Origin of the sequence: Staphylococcus sp. GDY8P119P, assembly GCF_017892075.1 — a bacterium.
Taxonomy (GTDB): Bacteria; Bacillota; Bacilli; order Staphylococcales; family Staphylococcaceae; genus Staphylococcus; species Staphylococcus ureilyticus.
Genome location: NZ_JAESKJ010000001.1, coordinates 1 through 15,960, shown reverse-complemented (window position 1 = coordinate 15,960; position 15,960 = coordinate 1). Strand labels below are relative to the sequence as shown.

Below are 15,960 nucleotides of genomic sequence, written 5' to 3'. Positions count from 1 at the left end.
TACAATTTTGCTATTCTATTGACATACACATACTTTAAAAATTATTCTTCTCATCTTTCAAATATTTTACTGATTGGAATCCTTCTCTATATGAAGCAAATTCTTCCATAATCGCATACCAATCATTGCCAACTTTTTCTTGAATTTCTTTAAACATATCATTTTGTGCTTTATTTAATTTACGCACTAAGTTGCGGCCTTTTTCTGTTGGATATAACGTTTTAATACGCTTATCTTCTGGTGCCTGTTTTTCTACAATGAATGCTTCATCTCTTAGTTTTTTTAAAGTTGCATGGCTACCTTGCTTAGAAATTTCTAACTTTTTCAATAAATCTTTAATCGAGATGCCAGGGACTTTTTCAATAAAAAATAAAAATCTATGGTGTTGACGATTCAAACCATAATCTTTAATGATTTCATCCGCTGTCGTAATAAATGTTTTATATGCGAAGTAAAATAGCAAATTTTCATAGTCATTATTTTTTATTTCCATAAGTCACTGTCCTTTTAAAATTTTTGGGGAACCTTTAACTCAAAGCTTTAATAAAACGTTGAACACCATCTTTGGCAGTTTGAGGCGCACAAGCTACATTCATTCTTAAAAAGCCTCTGCCTTCTTCACCATACTTTGTACCAGGTTCAAGCGCAACTTTGCCTTGTTCTAGTAACTTTCTCATCATTTCTTCTTCAGTTAAACCCGTTTCTCTATAGTCAATCCATAACAAATAGGTTGCTTGAGGCTTTTGAATTTTTATTTGTGGGATGGCTTTAGTAATTTCTGAAATAGCATAATCCATATTTGAAGACACAATATCTATGAGTTCATCAAGCCAATCTTCCCCATGAGTATAGGCAGATTCTAGTGCAGCTGCACCAAATGGACTAATACGGTTAACGCCTAAACCATGTGCCGCAAAGTTTGACTCTAATGCTTGTCTAATATCTTTATTGGGTGAAATAATCAAAGCAGCATGAATACCTGCTAGATTAAATGTTTTTGTAGGTGCAGTGCACGTAATGATTTTTTGTGCTTCTTTTTCAGATGCTAATTTATCAAGCGGGATATGTTGATAATCAGTAAATACCAAATCAGCATGAATTTCATCTGATAGTATTAACACATCATATTTCACACATAATTCAATCACTTTTTCCAAAGTGTCTTTAGACCAAACAATGCCGCCTGGATTATGTGGGTTACATAAGATAAACATTTTTACGCCTTGCTTTAACTTTTCTTCAAAGTCTTCAAAGTCGATTGAGTAATTTCTCTCATCTTCTATCAAAGCACACGTTATTAATTGTCGATTCATACCTGAAGGCAAATTGGAAAAAGGTGGATAAACCGGAGGCGTGATTAAAACACTATCTTTTGGAGTCGTAAATGTTTCAATAATTGATGCTATCGCAGGAACTACACCTGAATGCGCAAGAATCCAATCTTTCTCAATATGCCAATCATGACGTTTATGAAACCAAGATTGAATCGCTTTTTTGCAGTCTTCATCTAAATAAGAATAGCCAAACACACCGTGATCGACACATTTCTGTAACGCTTCAATCACTGGTTGTGGCGCTTTAAAATCCATATCCGCAATCCACATTGGCAGTACATCTGAAGCATCATCAATATGATACACATCTTCCATCGTATCCCATTTAACTGATCGCGTCTGCTTTCTATTAACAACTTCATTAAAATGATAAATCATTACAACCACTCCTTTACCTTAAAACACATTATTGTTGATTCTTTTTCTCAAAAAAACAATATAACCCAAAATGACATACACAACAGCTAATAACGCAAATATAATTTCACATATCAACATGAATTGTAATAAATTTTGTAATACGCTCGGAAAACGCACATGAATCATAAAATTAAAATAAGCAGTCGCTGTTGTTACCCACGGAAATGTTAAAGCGGCAAATGAAAATTTAAAATTTATAGCCACTAACTTAGGAATAAACATTAATGAGACCATAAAAAGTAGTTGGGATATTATAAAACCACTTACCATTATAATGATGTCATTCGATTTTGCACTGATTAAAAACCCATTAAGACAAAGTGCTGCAGGAGCCGCTATAATGATTGACATTGGAAATTGATTTTCATTATATAAGCGCCAAGTTTTTTTGATTAAAATAATCGCTATTAGTATTATAAAACAAAAGGTTGCTATATATACCGTGAATTCACCTAGGACTGGATTAAATTCTTTTGCAGTTTCAGCTATTACACCTATCCCTACAAATGTTACAAACCAACTCGTATTCGGCAAAACAGTACCTTTGTTATGTAATATTAGATGATAGTAAATAAAACCTGCAATAATGATAAATTGGATGATAATCGTTAACCACCATAACCATAATAGTAAACCAAGATTGACATTCAAGTGATGCTTTATGATGTAAATGATTGTCATTAAAGCCATTGGAAACGTTGGGAAGGTAGCGCAGATATGACGATCACTCAATTCATTATATACTGTATGAGGATACAATATACACTTTTTAATAAATAACACTAAAATGATGCAACTCAATATAAAAAATAACACTGCTAAACCATACCAAGACATATTAAACAGTAAATTACTAAGCGAAGCGATACCTAATGCTAATCCACAAATAGCCGTTGGTAATACTTTAATCAATTTATAAAACATAATTTTAATCCTTTTACAATATTTAGTTATATCATTACTATACTATGCTTAAACTATTTATGTGTAAAATAAGATTATTATTTCGTTACCTTTTTATCATCTTGCCTAATCTTCTGTGCCTTTATTTTTGTATTATTTCAATATATGCACATATTTGAATGTGACATTCATATCGATATATTAATCTTCAATAATATCTAATCCTTTGTCCCTCAACTGCTTTAAACCCTTGAGCATTTGGTTAATATCGTCATCCGAATGTCTTTCCCATACGCTTAATTCCGCGACAATTTTTAGTGGTTCAGTAGAGCGATAAGAAAGCGTTGGATTGCCAGGTAATTTTTTATCTGTGACGTTCGGATCGTCTTCAAATTCTCCCAATGGTTCAACAACATAAATATGCTCTTCTGCCCTATCCTTAGATAAAGCAACTGCAAGTTCAGCTCCCCATTTTGCGGCTTCTAATGTACCTGTGAAATATATATGGTTCATAATTCGATCTTGATAATTCGATTTATATAATGGATGCAGTAAATCACCTATCTCTAATTTAACTTTTGTACCATGTAAATATAAGTTTTGTCCAAATTGAGCTGTTTCACTGTTCATCGCTTAAGTTCCCCCCTCATAATCAGTAAGCTGTTCAATTATTATATGCAATATCTATTGGAAAATATAGACTATAATATCTGACACTCGCATCGTATAATTAAAGCAAAGGAGGTTTTATATTTATATTATTTTTTAACAATTGTTGATTATAAAAATAATGTACGACATAGCGCTTGCTTAAACGAAACTTCTGTTACATCTAAATTAAAAACGGAGCTAATCAACTTCAAAAAGTTTTGCAGCACCGTTTTATATATGATAATTATATTAATTTAATCAGCAATAAACCCACTATTTAAATGGACTAACTCATCAGCTTTATCTGTAAACACGCCGTCTACGCCCCAATTGGACAATTGATTTGCCCTCGCTTTACTATTCACCGTCCATACATTTAATTCGTAACCAGCATTTTTAATTGAACGCACGCGTGCTTGAGACAGTTTTGCATCTTCAATATTGACAATCGTTGATTCACAATAGTCTAAAAGTATTCTCCAATCACCTGTAAATGCTGCTGCTTTAAAAAGAACTGCTCGCTTATATTGTGGCATTAGCTGCTGTGCTAATTTCAATAAAACAATATTAAAACTAGATAATAAAATATCTAAATTTGAATTTAATGTGTTTAATTTTTCAGCAACTTGTTTAATCATACTTTCTGATAACACACTACCATCTTTACCTGTTACACCTTTTAATTCAATATTTAAATTCATTTTATATTTATTAGCTAATGCAACCACCTCATCAAAAGTCGGCAGTTTTTCCTCTGCATATTTAGCATTAAACCAATTGCCAGCAGATGCTTGTTTGATTTCATCATAATTCAATTGTGTAATTTCGCCAATCATATCTGTTGTTCTATCTAAAAAATCATCATGAATAATGACGAGTTGTTCATCTTTTGTTATTGCAACATCTAGCTCAATCCATTTTAATCCAGGCACATGCGCAGCTGCTTCAAATGCTGCCATTGTATTTTCAGGTGCTTTACTTGATAATCCTCTATGAGCATAAACTGTAAACATATCATCTTCCCCTTCAATGTGATTTTAGTGTAATTATGATATGTCATGAACCATAATTCAAATTATCTAAGCTATTATCAGAAAAAACATTTTATAGTCGAAAATCAAACAAAAAAGTCGCCTTCTGTATCCTTAATAGGAGTTCAAAGGCGACCAATAGGTGTCATATATTATGATTTTGAATTTACATATGAAGTTGGATCAACAGAATATCCGTTCCCCACGCCACCTGACATACGTTGGAAATGTAAATGAGGTGCAGTAGAATTTCCTGTACTTCCTGATAAACCAATTTGTTGTCCTTCTTTAACTTCTTGGCCAGATTTAACATTTAAAGAATTCATATGCATATACCATTGATAGTTATCACTGTTTTTCTCTTGGATTGTAACTTGGTTACCACCACCATAGTTACTCCAACCACTTTGAATTACTGTACCATCTGCTAATGAATAAACTAGTGTGTTTTCATCCATTGCGTAGTCAACGCCATAGTGTGCACCACCGCCATGGTAACTACCATAAGGTTGTAATTGACGATTTTTAGTTAACCAATTTGATGAATGTGTACTATTATTACTACTGTTTGATGCTACTTCTGATTGTGTAGCTTTTTGTTGTGGTGCAGCTTGTTGTTGTGGTGTTGAATCATTACTTGATGTAGTGTTTTGTTGCACATTATTCGTACCATTATTTTGTGTGTAACTTGTTTCATAATTGTTATTTGTTGATGCGTTATTTTGTGTATGATTTACATTATTAGAATTACTTTGTGCTGTTTGTCCAGATTCAGTGCCATGGTTCGTTGTTGCACTATTATCAACATCATCGTTTTCTGATGTTTGGTTGATGTCATAACCTTCTGATTGTACTTCTTCATGACTTTGGTCATCAGTGTAGTTATTATCATCTGAGACATTTACATTATCTACGTTTGAAGCGTTGTTTGAAGTGTTATTAGCACTTTGATTATTCATTGGGAAATAATAGTAATGATAATTCCCCTCATCGTCTATTAAATAGAAATAATATTGTTGTTGATCAAACATAGATTGATCCCAATTTCCATCTAATGTGTGATGATAGTTCCCATTATCATCTTGATCAATATATCCATAATTAAAAATATCACTATAAGACTGATTGCTTGTGTACTGTGTATTAGATTGATTATTTTCTGAAGCGTGTGCTTCACCTTGTGCGATACCAATTGCACCTAAAGATAATGTAGCAATTGTTGCTGTAACCATTTTTTTCATAATTAATAAGTCCTCCCAAAATTTTTACATACATAATAGTATCAGAGAAACTGTATAAAAAGAATAGCAGAAACTGTTTTTTAATTTGTTAGTAATTTATTTGTGATGTAACGTAAATTTTTTGAAAATTCCTAATATGTATTACGATTGCACCTTCAAAATTTCAAAAAAATAGCGTGTTATGGTATTTCATTTTCTAAAAAGCTTTCCTTATTCTATTACAAAGTTAACAATCGAATAAATACATTTTTAAGTACATTTATATACAAGGCTAATAATTATCTAATTAACATTAGCTTGATACAAAAAAACCGAGACATCATTATCTATGTCTCGGATGGTTTAATACTATTTTTTGTCTACTGTATTACTTTCTTATTAATGCTAATATACCGGCTACTAATATTAATATACCTGATAAAATACCAAAAAAGCTTATAAAAATTATATTTAAAATACCACCTATGATTAATAATATTCCTATTAAGACTCTTTTTTTGTTTATAATACAACTAAGAACCAGTGTTATTATACAAGTTATTATAACCGCTACGCCTAATCCAGTTATACTGCCACTATCTGTTGCTCCAAATTCTTTGCCAATACCGTCGACCATTATAGCGAATAAGCCACCTATAATACCAAATATACTTCCTAATATTCCTAAAATCATTTCTGCTACTCTATTTGTTTGTTTTTTTCCAATATACTCATTCATATAAATTACTCCTTTTCTTTTTACTACGCTGCTTCATCTTCAGCAGTTTCATCTTCTTCGCTTTGTTTCATATCTTCTTCATACTCTTTATCTATTTCATCCATTTCTTCTTCATATTCTTTATCTATCTCATCCATTTCCTTTTCGTATGCTTCATCTTGCTTTTTCATTTCTTCTTCAAATGCTTGATCTTCTTCTTCCATCTTTTTATTGTATAATTCATCAACACGTGCTTCTAATTGATCATATTCTATCTCTAATACCTCATGATCAACATGGTCCATTTTTTCACCATCCGTGAGTTCATTATATTCATCAACTAATGTGTTATACATTTCTGCTGGATATGTTATTTCATCGCTTTCATCATCTTCTTTTTCGGTATCAGTTTTTTCAGCATCCGCTGTTTCACTTGTACTTTCATTATCATTACTTGCTGATACAGAATTACTAGTTTGTTGATTACTCGCTTCTTTAATATCTTCTTTCTTTATGTTCCATTTTGCTTTAATATTTTCAAAATTTGGCGTAGCATCCATTTCTAAAGTATATGTATCATTTTCAGGAACGTCATAAGTAATCATACCTGATCCAGTATTTCCTTTGTTCAATTGATGTGAAAACCCTGAGTCTCCTTCACTCTCCCCGTACCATTCTTGATAATTTTCACCGTTCACTTTCATGCTAAAATCAGTCGAATCAACTAATATTTGATCGTCATTATTATTTTTAAATTTCAAATATACTTTTATAACTCTGCCATTTTCAGGTTCACTATATTCATCATAATTATTTACATATTCTACTTTTGCTAATTTCACATCTACACCATCAGCGTCCACTACTTGTCCAATTTTAAAATTCTTCATAGTATTCGTAGCTTTTGACTTATTATCTTCTTTTCTGTCAGATTTTGTTTCCTTACCTTCCGTATTACAACCAGCTAAGATACATATGATTAAAACAGCCAAAAACAATAGTTTTTTCATTTTACCACTTCCTCATTTTACATTTACAGTTAATTTGAATTTTGTTCAACTTTAAAATTATTTTAAACCATACTACATAATCTTATAACATATTTAGTTAAAATCAATCATTTTTTTGAAATTTATGTTAATTTAAAATTTTATTAATGTGCTATCTTAGGAAAACCTATTTTTGTTACAAAAATGACTGTAGAAATAATTATCTTAGAAACGAAATTTCATAAATAATTAGTCCTACAGTCATATTAAAATTTTTCTTTTTATATGATTTATTCAAATCTCTGTTCAAATTGTTACAAAGCTGTAAGTGTTCTATTATGTGATATGTCATAAAAATGAACTTTATGTTTTTACCAAAAAATGCAAGTATAAATAATATATTTTTTATATTATTAATTACATGCTACCATAAATATATCAACTAATAAGTGGGGCATGATATTGAATAATTTAAAAAAACATTATGTGACAAAAGGTTCGAAAGACTATTTAAAAATCATTATTGCACTTTTCATTTCCGGTTTTACTATCTTTTCTATCTTATATAGTGTTCAACCTTTGATTCCACATTTCACAAAGTCATTTAATATTAGTGAAACTGTTTCAAGTTTAGCTTTATCAGCAGCAACCATTACCTTAGCGATTGCTATGCTATTTTTCGGGGCACTATCCGAAGTGTTAGGCCGTAAACCTATAATGATTTTTTCTGTTCTTTCTGTATCCTTACTCGCCTTAATACAACCATTTTTAACAGATTTCAATACTTTTTTAATTGTGCGATTAATCCAAGGCATATGTCTAGCTGGTTTACCATCAATCGCAATGGCTTATATTGGTGAAGAAATTTCATCACAAAATTTACCTGAGGCGATGGGCATTTATATTAGTGGAAATGCTTTTGGCGGCGCCTTTGGAAGAATATTCACCGGTTTTATTTCAAGTATATATGGATATCAAACTGGCCTAATTTCTATAGGTATAATCAGTCTTATTGCAGCCATTTTATTTACATTTTTATTACCATCATCTAAACATTTTGAAAAACAGCGTTTTTCTGTAAAAACATTATTAATGAGTTATTATAAGCATCTAACAAATATCAGATTGCTCAAACCATTTATGATTGGCTTTCTGCTACTTGGGTGTAACATCGCAGCATTTAACTATATTGGTTTCGTGTTATCAGAAAAACCATATAATTTACATGATAGTATCATTAGTTTTATTTACTTATTGTTTTTAATAGGCATGATTTCCTCAATACTAAACGCAAAATTACGTATGAAATTAGGTACTTTAAATGCCTTGAAATTCAGTGTTTTATTGTTAATTTTCGGTATTAACATCACTTTATTGCCACCGCTAACATTTAAAATTATTGGCTTAGCCTTTAGTGTTTATGCTTTTTTTAGTGGGCATGCAATTGCAAGTGCAGTCGTTACCAGTCGTGCAGAAGACCATAAAGCACAGGCCTCTAGCCTATACTTATTATTTTATTATATGGGTTCTTCTGTAGGTGGTACTTTAGCCGGTGTGTTTTATAACTATATTCAATGGCCTGGCGTAGTTTTAATGATTACTAGTTTTATGGTCATAGCATTCGTTATTGCTCTTACCATTAAGCAAAAATAGGCTTGAAAATCTAAAATATTAAGATTTCCAAGCCTATTTATATATTCAAATTTTTACTATTGTATTGTTGTTTCCATATTTGCTTCAAATTCATCTAGTAGTTCACGTGCTTCATCAGTCGTATTTGTACTCATCAGTTGATGTCTTAACTCACTTGCACCTCTGATGCCACGCACATATATTTTAAAGAATCTGCGCAACGGTTTAAATAAGCGTGTTTCTTCTTGTGAATATTTGTCGAACAAATCAAGATGAAGTCTCAACAAGTTTAAAAGTTCTGCACTCGTATGTTCTCTTGGTTCTTTTTCAAAAGCATAAGGATTATGGAAAATCCCACGTCCAATCATGATACCATCGATACCATACTTTTCTGCCAGTTCAAGCCCAGTTTTTCTATCTGGAATATCACCATTTATCGTCAATAATGTATTTGGTGCAATTTCATCACGTAGTTTTTTAATTTCACCGATTAATTCCCAATGGGCGTCTACTTTACTCATCTCTCTACGTGTACGCAGGTGAATTGATAAATTCGCAATATCTTGCTGAAAAACATGTTTCAACCACTCTCTCCATTCATCAATTTCAGAATAACCCAAACGTGTTTTAACACTTACAGGTAACCCTCCTGCTTTAGATGCTTGAATAATTTCAGCTGCAGTTTCAGGACGTAATATTAGTCCTGAACCCTTACCTTTTGTTGCAACATTCGCAACTGGACAACCCATATTCAAATCAATGCCTTTAAACCCCATCTCTGCCATGCCAATACTCATTTCACGAAAATGTTCAGGTTTATCACCCCAAATATGTGCAACGATGGGTTGTTCATCTTCTGTAAAAGTTAAACGGCCACGTACGCTATGTACGCCTTCAGGATGGCAAAAACTTTCCGTATTTGTAAACTCAGTGAAAAAGACATCAGGTCTTCCCGCTTCGCTGACTACATGACGAAAGACTACATCTGTTACATCTTCCATAGGCGCCAAAACAAAAAATGGACGCGGTAATTCACGCCAAAAATTTTCTTTCATATATATTTTAACCTTCTTATCTATTATTATCTCGAATTTTTATCCATGACGATATTACCACAAAAATTGGACTTATACAAAAAGATTATAAACTTCCAAAAGCAACTCGAAAACAGCTTATCTAAAAACTTATTACCTAAATAATCGAATAGTTACGCATTCAAAATAAATCTATTGTCACCTTAAATATTTTCGAAAGCAGTTCAAGTTATACATGCAGAAGGCGATCTATCTCATGATTTTTCTTCACTTTTTAACAAAATTATCAAAGTTATAAGAAAATATTCATTTAATACCTAGTCCGGTAACTATACATACTACTAAATAACCCTACACATAAAATAGCAGCAGCAAAAATCAAGGCTGCATTGAAGTTCCCTGCGCTTCCAATTAATAATCCTGACAATGCAGGTGCAATCATTTGCCCCAAACTGTATATGACAGTCAATATCGCAACTAAGTTCAGCTTACTATTATTTTGATACATTAAAGCTTGTGCTTTGGACATAAATAATGTAGTAAGCCCTAAAAACGTTGAACCAAATAATAATGAACTTAGAATCAAACTCAACATACTTTCTGATAGTATTGGCAAAGTAACACTTATTATTTGTAAAATAAAAGCTAAATAGGTCGCCTTACCATGGCCTAACATATCAGCCAACATAGACCAAAGAATGGTCGATGGTATCGCGCCTAACCCAACAAACATCCAACTTAATGCTGCATAGTCTGATAACGAGGGTATCGATTTAACAATGGCAACCAAAAATGTGCCCGTAATAATATATCCAGCACCTTCGCAAAAATATGCAATGGAAAATCCCCAAATAAATTTTTTCTTCAACTTACTTGATACATTAGATTGACTTTCGTTTGTTTTATGGCTTTCGTGATCAGTACGATCATTTTCACGCATACCAAATATAATAAAAATAGCCATGATTAATGAAAAAATACCGAGCAAAACCCAAGTCGTTTTCCATGTATTCACTGAAGTAAATAAAAAAATAAAGATACTACTTGAAAAAATACCTAAACCTACACCACTATAAAGTAGACCTGATATACGTTCTTTTCGAACCATTTTTAATGCTTCTAACGCAACATTTGATGCTAATACAAAAACAGTACCACTAGACACACCAGAAACAAATCTAAAAATAGCCCATAAGATATAACTATCAAAAATACCCATGAATAGTGTTGAAATAATATTAATCATTAAATATATTTTAAGATCGACTACCTTATTAAATACAATAATCCAAATTGGAATTATTGCGCCAATAAGATACCCTAAATAATTATATGTAGCCAACATACCAGCACTCGGATTGTCCATACTGGTATTAAGCTGCATAAAAGGCATGATGGGCGTATATGCAAAACGTCCAATTGCCATAACAATAAACAAACACAACATACCTAAAACAAGTTGCTTATACGCTTCTTTCATACTTTACACACCTTTCAATAAATTAATTACATTATACACTTTTCATGATATTTACAAATACTTTTTCATTAGCAATCAATAATATTATCTTCAACCCCTTTTAATTTTGAAATAGTAAGTATAGAATAGGCATTATTATTATTTTGAATTTTCAGATTTTTATTAGGGGGATTGTTATGCAACAACAAAATATGCTTTGGAAAGATTGGAGATTACATGGCATTGTCCTAATCATTATGATCATTTCTGAAGTGATTGGCGCACATAAAATTCCATTAGGTATAACTTCAATCCTATTGTTACCAGTAGTTTACGCAGTATTACTTGGTTTGGGAGTATATTTCACACCTATTATAGGTAAAAGACAAGCTAAGCACTCTGAACCAATGGTCTTTATTTCTGTAGCATTACTCATAGCAAAATTCGGGGTAGAGGCTGGACCTGCCCTTCCTAAAATTATTGCAGCTGGACCCGCTTTAATACTTCAAGAAGCCGGAAATTTAGCTACTATTATTATTTCATTACCGCTAGCTATACTTTTAGGTTTACGTAGAGAATCTATAGGCATGACACATTCAATAGGTAGAGAACCAAATTTAGCACTTATTACTGAAAAATATGGTATTACCTCTCCTGAATGGCGAGGAGTCATGTCCATGTATATATTTGGAACGATATTTGGGGCAATATTTTTTAGCATTTTCTCCGGCATACTAATCTCTATTTTACCTTTTAGCCCATTAGCATTTGCAATGGCAACAGGTGTAGGAAGTGGTGTGATGACTGCTGCTGCACTAGGTCCCTTAGTTGAAATGTATCCTGACCAAGCTAGTACAATTACAGCATTCTCTGGTGTGAGTAATTTACTTACATCTGTCACAGGGCTTTATGTGGGTATATTAATTGCTTTGCCATTAACTCGAAAATATTACAGCTTTATTATGCATATTAAATCAAAATTCACAAAAGATAAGGAGCAATGAGTATGAATTCAAAAGTTACAAACTGGATACTCACATTATGTGTGGTAGGCATTATTTCACTTTTTAGTAATTGGATTGGTTACAGTGTTATGCCAATAGAAGCTTTACCGGGCATTCTTACATTAATGGGCATTGCATTAAGCGGTTTAATCTTACGTGATATTGTTCCTTTAAATATACCTAGTATTGCTTATATTGGGATAATCGGACTCATCATTACAATACCAGGCATCCCTGGATCATCACACATTGTTGAATGGACTGAAAAAGTAGATCTGTTGTCATTAGCTACACCAGTGGTTGCATATGCAGGTGTTTCTATAGGAAATTCGTGGGCCGATTTTGCTAAGTTAGGTTGGAAAACAATTGTCGTAGGAACCGTAATATTGCTCAGTACATACGTAGGTTCTGCCCTTGTAGCAGAAATTGTTTTAAGCATTCAAGGTTTAGCATAATCTACACATAATCATCCCCGTACAAACAATTCAATCTATCGTTTGTACGGGGATAATTAAAGTCAGAAAATATTTTAAATATAATAAATGAATACTATAAAGTTCAATAAAAAGAGTACAATAGCTGGAATCGCTTTTTTAATTGGATCCTTGCCTAAGAAAATCAATGAAATTGCACCAACAAACATCGTTGCACCTAGTAATATACTTGATAATAAAGCAATCACATTATACAACACACCTATCAACATCCCCAGACCACCTACAAATTCAAAAATTCCTGTAATTTGATTAAAAATAGGTGGGTAGCCAAGACGCGCAAAATCTTGTTTCATTGCACCAGATAAAATTTTAGATCCTGTCATGATAAAAAATATCCCCAAAATTATTTGCAATATAATGATAATAATACTCATTTTAACGACCCCTTTTCATTTTTATCTTAGTCATACGCTAGCAAACCAGAAATCATATAAGGCGTAATGCGTTTAATATAATTTTCAGGTAACATCTCACTATCCTTTTGGTACCATGTTTCAGCTGCTTTATAGATACTTGCACTTATCATGTTTGCAGCCAATTGTCGTGTACTATCTTCTTCAAAGTCAATATCATTCAACAATTTATACAATACATTTGCAATATGTTCTTGAACAATATGGTCTATTGTCTCAGGATAACTCCTATGACATCTTCTATTTAAAGACAATTGAAACTCTGCCACTACTTTAAAGATGTCGATAATTGTATTTTCACTCAATGGTTTATATTCAAAATATTCATAATTTAAATTAATTAATAGTTCCTCAGCAAGCGCTTTTTCTAACAAATCATAGATATCACTGAAATGATAATAAAACGTAGCTCTATTGATAAGTGCCTCTTGTGTAATATCTTTTACAGTTATACTTTTAAAATCTTTAACACCAGACAATTTGATAAAAGCTTGCATGATAGATTTTCTCGTTTTAATGACGCGCAAGTCTGATTTTGATTGTACCATTCGACTCCCTCATTTTCTCCCAACATTTAATTCTGGATGTTGAATATTCAACATTTTCTACAATTTGTTGGTACTTATTATTCATATTACTACTTATCATAAGAGTATATCAATTTAATTAAACTACGGAGGTACAATTATGGAAAAAAATATGGTATGTGATATGTATTCGGGTGTTTGCAAACCGAGTGAAGAAAATGAAGTAGAAAACATAAACTTGAACAACCAAAGTCCTAATTTAACTTTATATTATATAACTGATCCTATGTGTTCACATTGTTGGGCTTTCGAACCAATTTTAAATAAACTGTTAGTTCAGTACGGTCATTTGTTTAATTTTCAAATGATTATGGGTGGTCTTTTAGAAGCTTGGGGGGATGGTCCTATTGATCCTGCTAATGGCATTTATAAACCAGCTGATGTGACACCACATTGGCAAGAAGTAGGTCAATATTCACGCATGCCTATCGATGGTACAGTTATGGAATTAGATCCTGTGCAATCTTCATACCCAGCATCTCGATTGTATAAAGCGATTCAGCAATTAGATTCCCCGACTTCTGCTATTGAATTTATTAGATTAGTGAGGGAAGCTGTTTTCGTCTTTAACCAAAATATTTCTGATAACAAAATACTTAAATCAATTGTACAAACTTTATATAAAAACAATAAAGCAATAAATATTGAAACTATTTTTGATTTAGCAAATAGTACGCAAGGCCAGCAACTACTTTCAAACGATTTTAACTTAGTACGAGAATTAGGTGTCAGAGGTTTCCCTACAGTTGTCATAGTAAATCATGATAACCAAGGTACCAAAATTGTAGGTGCTAGAGATTTAAATGTTTATATAGATACACTTAAAAAACTTAACAATAATGGAAAAACCGTTTCAAAACCATTGCCAGATTTAGAATTATATTTAAAAAAACAACATCGTTTATTTTCTAAAGAAATTGAAATTATGTATAATATTGCGCAAGGCGAAGTACCAAATTTCGTTGAACAAAATTTGAGTCCTTCAGTTTACACAGCCAAAAATATCCTTGGTGAAAATTATTATGAATTTATTTTATCGTAATACATGACAATCTAACTGACATTGTGAGCGAAATAGCTTACATTCATCAAACACTATATGTACTTGCTCAATACAGGTGAAATTTAATCAATTTATCAAATATGTTTATATAATAGTGTCACTTTATTGCATTTATATTCTTACTCATGTCGTTTTATATTTTTTCAAATATTCATTGTAATTAAAAGTTTCTATACTATTAGTTACAATGATATTTTTATTTAGCTGCGCTTCTAAATACCTACTCACTTCACAAACTGCATTTATTTTTATTGATTCTATGTCATTCATTTCTATTACTACAAAGTCTATTTCTTTAACACTATGATTCGTTTGAGAAAGTATCCTATAGATGTGTTGTAACAATCCTTCATTATATTTAGTTTTAGAAATTGCTACTACTTTTGAATTGATTGGTTCTTGATTTCTATTACGCAAGTAAAATAGTGTGTTACCTCTGCTATATTGAACGATGATATACATACAGAAACCCCATTTTAATTTTTTATATCTATAATTAGTATATACACATTACGCACAATTAATAAACTATTCATAATAAATCAAACTCAATTTATAATCAGTTTTATTTAAACAATAATTAGATAGTAAAAAAACCTGAGACTGCACATGTCTCAGGTTTCTTTATTTAATACTATTTTTATAATTTATTAATTATTTATCTTCTTCATTTTTTCTACGACGTTTGAAAACTAGTAATAACGCACCCAAACCTGCAAATAATGAACCAAATAAAGTACCTTTATTAATTTCATCTTTTCCTGTTTCAGGTAATTCAGATCTATTATCATTAATTTTTCTAGAGTTATCGGAACGATCATTTACTATTTTTGAAGTTTGATTTTGTTCTAACTCTGAAATATGATCGCGTTTAGATGGTTGGCTTATATCTGAACTTTCTCCTGATTTCGGTTCTTGAGTATTTGAGTTTCCTTCTGTACTTGGATTTTCTCCCGTACCTGGTTCTTTTCCTGTACCTGGTTTTTCTCCTGTACCTGGTTCTTC

18 protein-coding genes are annotated in these 15,960 nt (G+C 31.7%); 4 read left to right on the top strand and 14 right to left on the bottom strand.

Annotated elements, in window-relative coordinates; translation table 11 throughout:
- Positions 1-34: 34 nt before the first annotated feature.
- From KA830_RS00090 to KA830_RS00055, 8 genes are all read right to left on the bottom strand, one after another.
- A complete protein-coding gene (locus KA830_RS00090; RefSeq protein ID WP_064209143.1) occupies positions 35-493 on the bottom strand; it encodes a MarR family winged helix-turn-helix transcriptional regulator in 459 nt (152 codons plus the stop codon).
- 34 nt (positions 494-527) lie between these two features.
- On the bottom strand, positions 528-1,712 hold the full coding sequence (locus KA830_RS00085) for a MalY/PatB family protein (protein ID WP_204179909.1): 1,185 nt from the start codon (positions 1,710-1,712) through the stop codon (positions 528-530).
- An 18-nt stretch (positions 1,713-1,730) separates the two neighbouring features.
- Positions 1,731-2,666 (bottom strand): SLAC1 family transporter, encoded by a 936-nt coding sequence (locus tag KA830_RS00080; RefSeq protein ID WP_245337226.1) that lies wholly within the window; start codon positions 2,664-2,666, stop codon positions 1,731-1,733.
- Positions 2,667-2,858: 192 nt separating this feature from the next.
- Positions 2,859-3,287 carry an NAD(+)--rifampin ADP-ribosyltransferase gene (arr, locus tag KA830_RS00075; RefSeq protein WP_070658079.1) on the bottom strand — a complete coding sequence of 143 codons (429 nt, stop codon included), beginning with the start codon at positions 3,285-3,287 and terminating at the stop codon, positions 2,859-2,861.
- 275 nt (positions 3,288-3,562) lie between these two features.
- The gene (locus tag KA830_RS00070) at positions 3,563-4,321 is read right to left on the bottom strand and encodes a glycerophosphoryl diester phosphodiesterase (protein ID WP_204179908.1); all 759 of its coding nucleotides are present in this window, start codon (positions 4,319-4,321) and stop codon (positions 3,563-3,565) included.
- Between the two features lie 170 nt (positions 4,322-4,491).
- Positions 4,492-5,580 (bottom strand): M23 family metallopeptidase, encoded by a 1,089-nt coding sequence (locus KA830_RS00065; RefSeq protein WP_210134043.1) that lies wholly within the window; start codon positions 5,578-5,580, stop codon positions 4,492-4,494.
- 367 nt (positions 5,581-5,947) lie between these two features.
- Positions 5,948-6,298, bottom strand: coding sequence for a DUF4064 domain-containing protein (locus KA830_RS00060; protein WP_046206585.1), 351 nt, complete (start codon positions 6,296-6,298; stop codon positions 5,948-5,950).
- A 23-nt stretch (positions 6,299-6,321) separates the two neighbouring features.
- Positions 6,322-7,287 carry a DUF4352 domain-containing protein gene (locus KA830_RS00055; RefSeq protein WP_204179907.1) on the bottom strand — a complete coding sequence of 322 codons (966 nt, stop codon included), beginning with the start codon at positions 7,285-7,287 and terminating at the stop codon, positions 6,322-6,324.
- Between the two features lie 441 nt (positions 7,288-7,728).
- Between KA830_RS00055 and KA830_RS00050 the strand changes: the two genes are divergently transcribed.
- Positions 7,729-8,919 carry an MFS transporter gene (locus tag KA830_RS00050; protein ID WP_064209137.1) on the top strand — a complete coding sequence of 397 codons (1,191 nt, stop codon included), beginning with the start codon at positions 7,729-7,731 and terminating at the stop codon, positions 8,917-8,919.
- Between the two features lie 56 nt (positions 8,920-8,975).
- Here the strand turns inward: KA830_RS00050 and KA830_RS00045 are convergent, their stop codons facing one another.
- Together KA830_RS00045 and KA830_RS00040 are read right to left on the bottom strand one after the other, a co-directional pair.
- The gene (locus tag KA830_RS00045; protein ID WP_073344702.1) at positions 8,976-9,953 is read right to left on the bottom strand and encodes a tRNA dihydrouridine synthase; all 978 of its coding nucleotides are present in this window, start codon (positions 9,951-9,953) and stop codon (positions 8,976-8,978) included.
- Positions 9,954-10,242: 289 nt separating this feature from the next.
- On the bottom strand, positions 10,243-11,412 hold the full coding sequence (locus tag KA830_RS00040; protein WP_070037070.1) for a YbfB/YjiJ family MFS transporter: 1,170 nt from the start codon (positions 11,410-11,412) through the stop codon (positions 10,243-10,245).
- A gap of 176 nt (positions 11,413-11,588) precedes the next feature.
- On the opposite strand from KA830_RS00040, the gene KA830_RS00035 reads away from it, so the two are divergent.
- A complete protein-coding gene (locus tag KA830_RS00035) occupies positions 11,589-12,395 on the top strand; it encodes a DUF3100 domain-containing protein (RefSeq protein ID WP_204179906.1) in 807 nt (268 codons plus the stop codon).
- Between the two features lie 2 nt (positions 12,396-12,397).
- On the top strand, positions 12,398-12,850 hold the full coding sequence (locus KA830_RS00030) for a hypothetical protein (RefSeq protein ID WP_046206580.1): 453 nt from the start codon (positions 12,398-12,400) through the stop codon (positions 12,848-12,850).
- A gap of 74 nt (positions 12,851-12,924) precedes the next feature.
- Here KA830_RS00030 and KA830_RS00025 read toward each other — a convergent pair whose 3' ends face one another.
- Both KA830_RS00025 and KA830_RS00020 read right to left on the bottom strand, forming a co-directional pair.
- Complete coding sequence (locus tag KA830_RS00025; RefSeq protein ID WP_070658088.1) at positions 12,925-13,266, bottom strand: DoxX family protein; 342 nt, start codon at positions 13,264-13,266, stop codon at positions 12,925-12,927.
- A 26-nt stretch (positions 13,267-13,292) separates the two neighbouring features.
- Positions 13,293-13,853: a TetR family transcriptional regulator gene (locus KA830_RS00020; protein WP_064209133.1), complete on the bottom strand. Its 561-nt coding sequence runs from the start codon at positions 13,851-13,853 to the stop codon at positions 13,293-13,295.
- A 139-nt stretch (positions 13,854-13,992) separates the two neighbouring features.
- On the opposite strand from KA830_RS00020, the gene KA830_RS00015 reads away from it, so the two are divergent.
- Positions 13,993-14,934 carry a DsbA family protein gene (locus tag KA830_RS00015; protein ID WP_204179905.1) on the top strand — a complete coding sequence of 314 codons (942 nt, stop codon included), beginning with the start codon at positions 13,993-13,995 and terminating at the stop codon, positions 14,932-14,934.
- A gap of 144 nt (positions 14,935-15,078) precedes the next feature.
- Here KA830_RS00015 and KA830_RS00010 read toward each other — a convergent pair whose 3' ends face one another.
- Together KA830_RS00010 and KA830_RS00005 are read right to left on the bottom strand one after the other, a co-directional pair.
- Positions 15,079-15,417 (bottom strand): hypothetical protein, encoded by a 339-nt coding sequence (locus KA830_RS00010; protein WP_046206576.1) that lies wholly within the window; start codon positions 15,415-15,417, stop codon positions 15,079-15,081.
- A gap of 192 nt (positions 15,418-15,609) precedes the next feature.
- The coding region (locus KA830_RS00005; RefSeq protein WP_210134042.1) for an LPXTG cell wall anchor domain-containing protein at positions 15,610-15,960 on the bottom strand (351 nt) is incomplete at its 5' end.

Excerpts from the sequence above, each read along its gene's own strand:
- KA830_RS00025 (WP_070658088.1), bottom strand. The coding sequence starts at position 13,266 with ATGAGTATTATTATCATTATATTGCAAATAATTTTGGGGATATTTTTT.
- KA830_RS00040 (WP_070037070.1), bottom strand. The coding sequence starts at position 11,412 with ATGAAAGAAGCGTATAAGCAACTTGTTTTAGGTATGTTGTGTTTGTTT.
- KA830_RS00055 (WP_204179907.1), bottom strand. The coding sequence starts at position 7,287 with ATGAAAAAACTATTGTTTTTGGCTGTTTTAATCATATGTATCTTAGCT.
- KA830_RS00065 (WP_210134043.1), bottom strand. The coding sequence starts at position 5,580 with ATGAAAAAAATGGTTACAGCAACAATTGCTACATTATCTTTAGGTGCA.
- KA830_RS00020 (WP_064209133.1), bottom strand. The coding sequence starts at position 13,853 with ATGGTACAATCAAAATCAGACTTGCGCGTCATTAAAACGAGAAAATCT.
- KA830_RS00085 (WP_204179909.1), bottom strand. The coding sequence starts at position 1,712 with ATGATTTATCATTTTAATGAAGTTGTTAATAGAAAGCAGACGCGATCA.
- KA830_RS00035 (WP_204179906.1), top strand. The coding sequence starts at position 11,589 with ATGCAACAACAAAATATGCTTTGGAAAGATTGGAGATTACATGGCATT.
- KA830_RS00060 (WP_046206585.1), bottom strand. The coding sequence starts at position 6,298 with ATGAATGAGTATATTGGAAAAAAACAAACAAATAGAGTAGCAGAAATG.
- KA830_RS00030 (WP_046206580.1), top strand. The coding sequence starts at position 12,398 with ATGAATTCAAAAGTTACAAACTGGATACTCACATTATGTGTGGTAGGC.
- KA830_RS00015 (WP_204179905.1), top strand. The coding sequence starts at position 13,993 with ATGGAAAAAAATATGGTATGTGATATGTATTCGGGTGTTTGCAAACCG.
- arr (WP_070658079.1), bottom strand. The coding sequence starts at position 3,287 with ATGAACAGTGAAACAGCTCAATTTGGACAAAACTTATATTTACATGGT.
- KA830_RS00070 (WP_204179908.1), bottom strand. The coding sequence starts at position 4,321 with ATGTTTACAGTTTATGCTCATAGAGGATTATCAAGTAAAGCACCTGAA.
- KA830_RS00090 (WP_064209143.1), bottom strand. The coding sequence starts at position 493 with ATGGAAATAAAAAATAATGACTATGAAAATTTGCTATTTTACTTCGCA.
- KA830_RS00045 (WP_073344702.1), bottom strand. The coding sequence starts at position 9,953 with ATGAAAGAAAATTTTTGGCGTGAATTACCGCGTCCATTTTTTGTTTTG.
- KA830_RS00010 (WP_046206576.1), bottom strand. The coding sequence starts at position 15,417 with ATGTATATCATCGTTCAATATAGCAGAGGTAACACACTATTTTACTTG.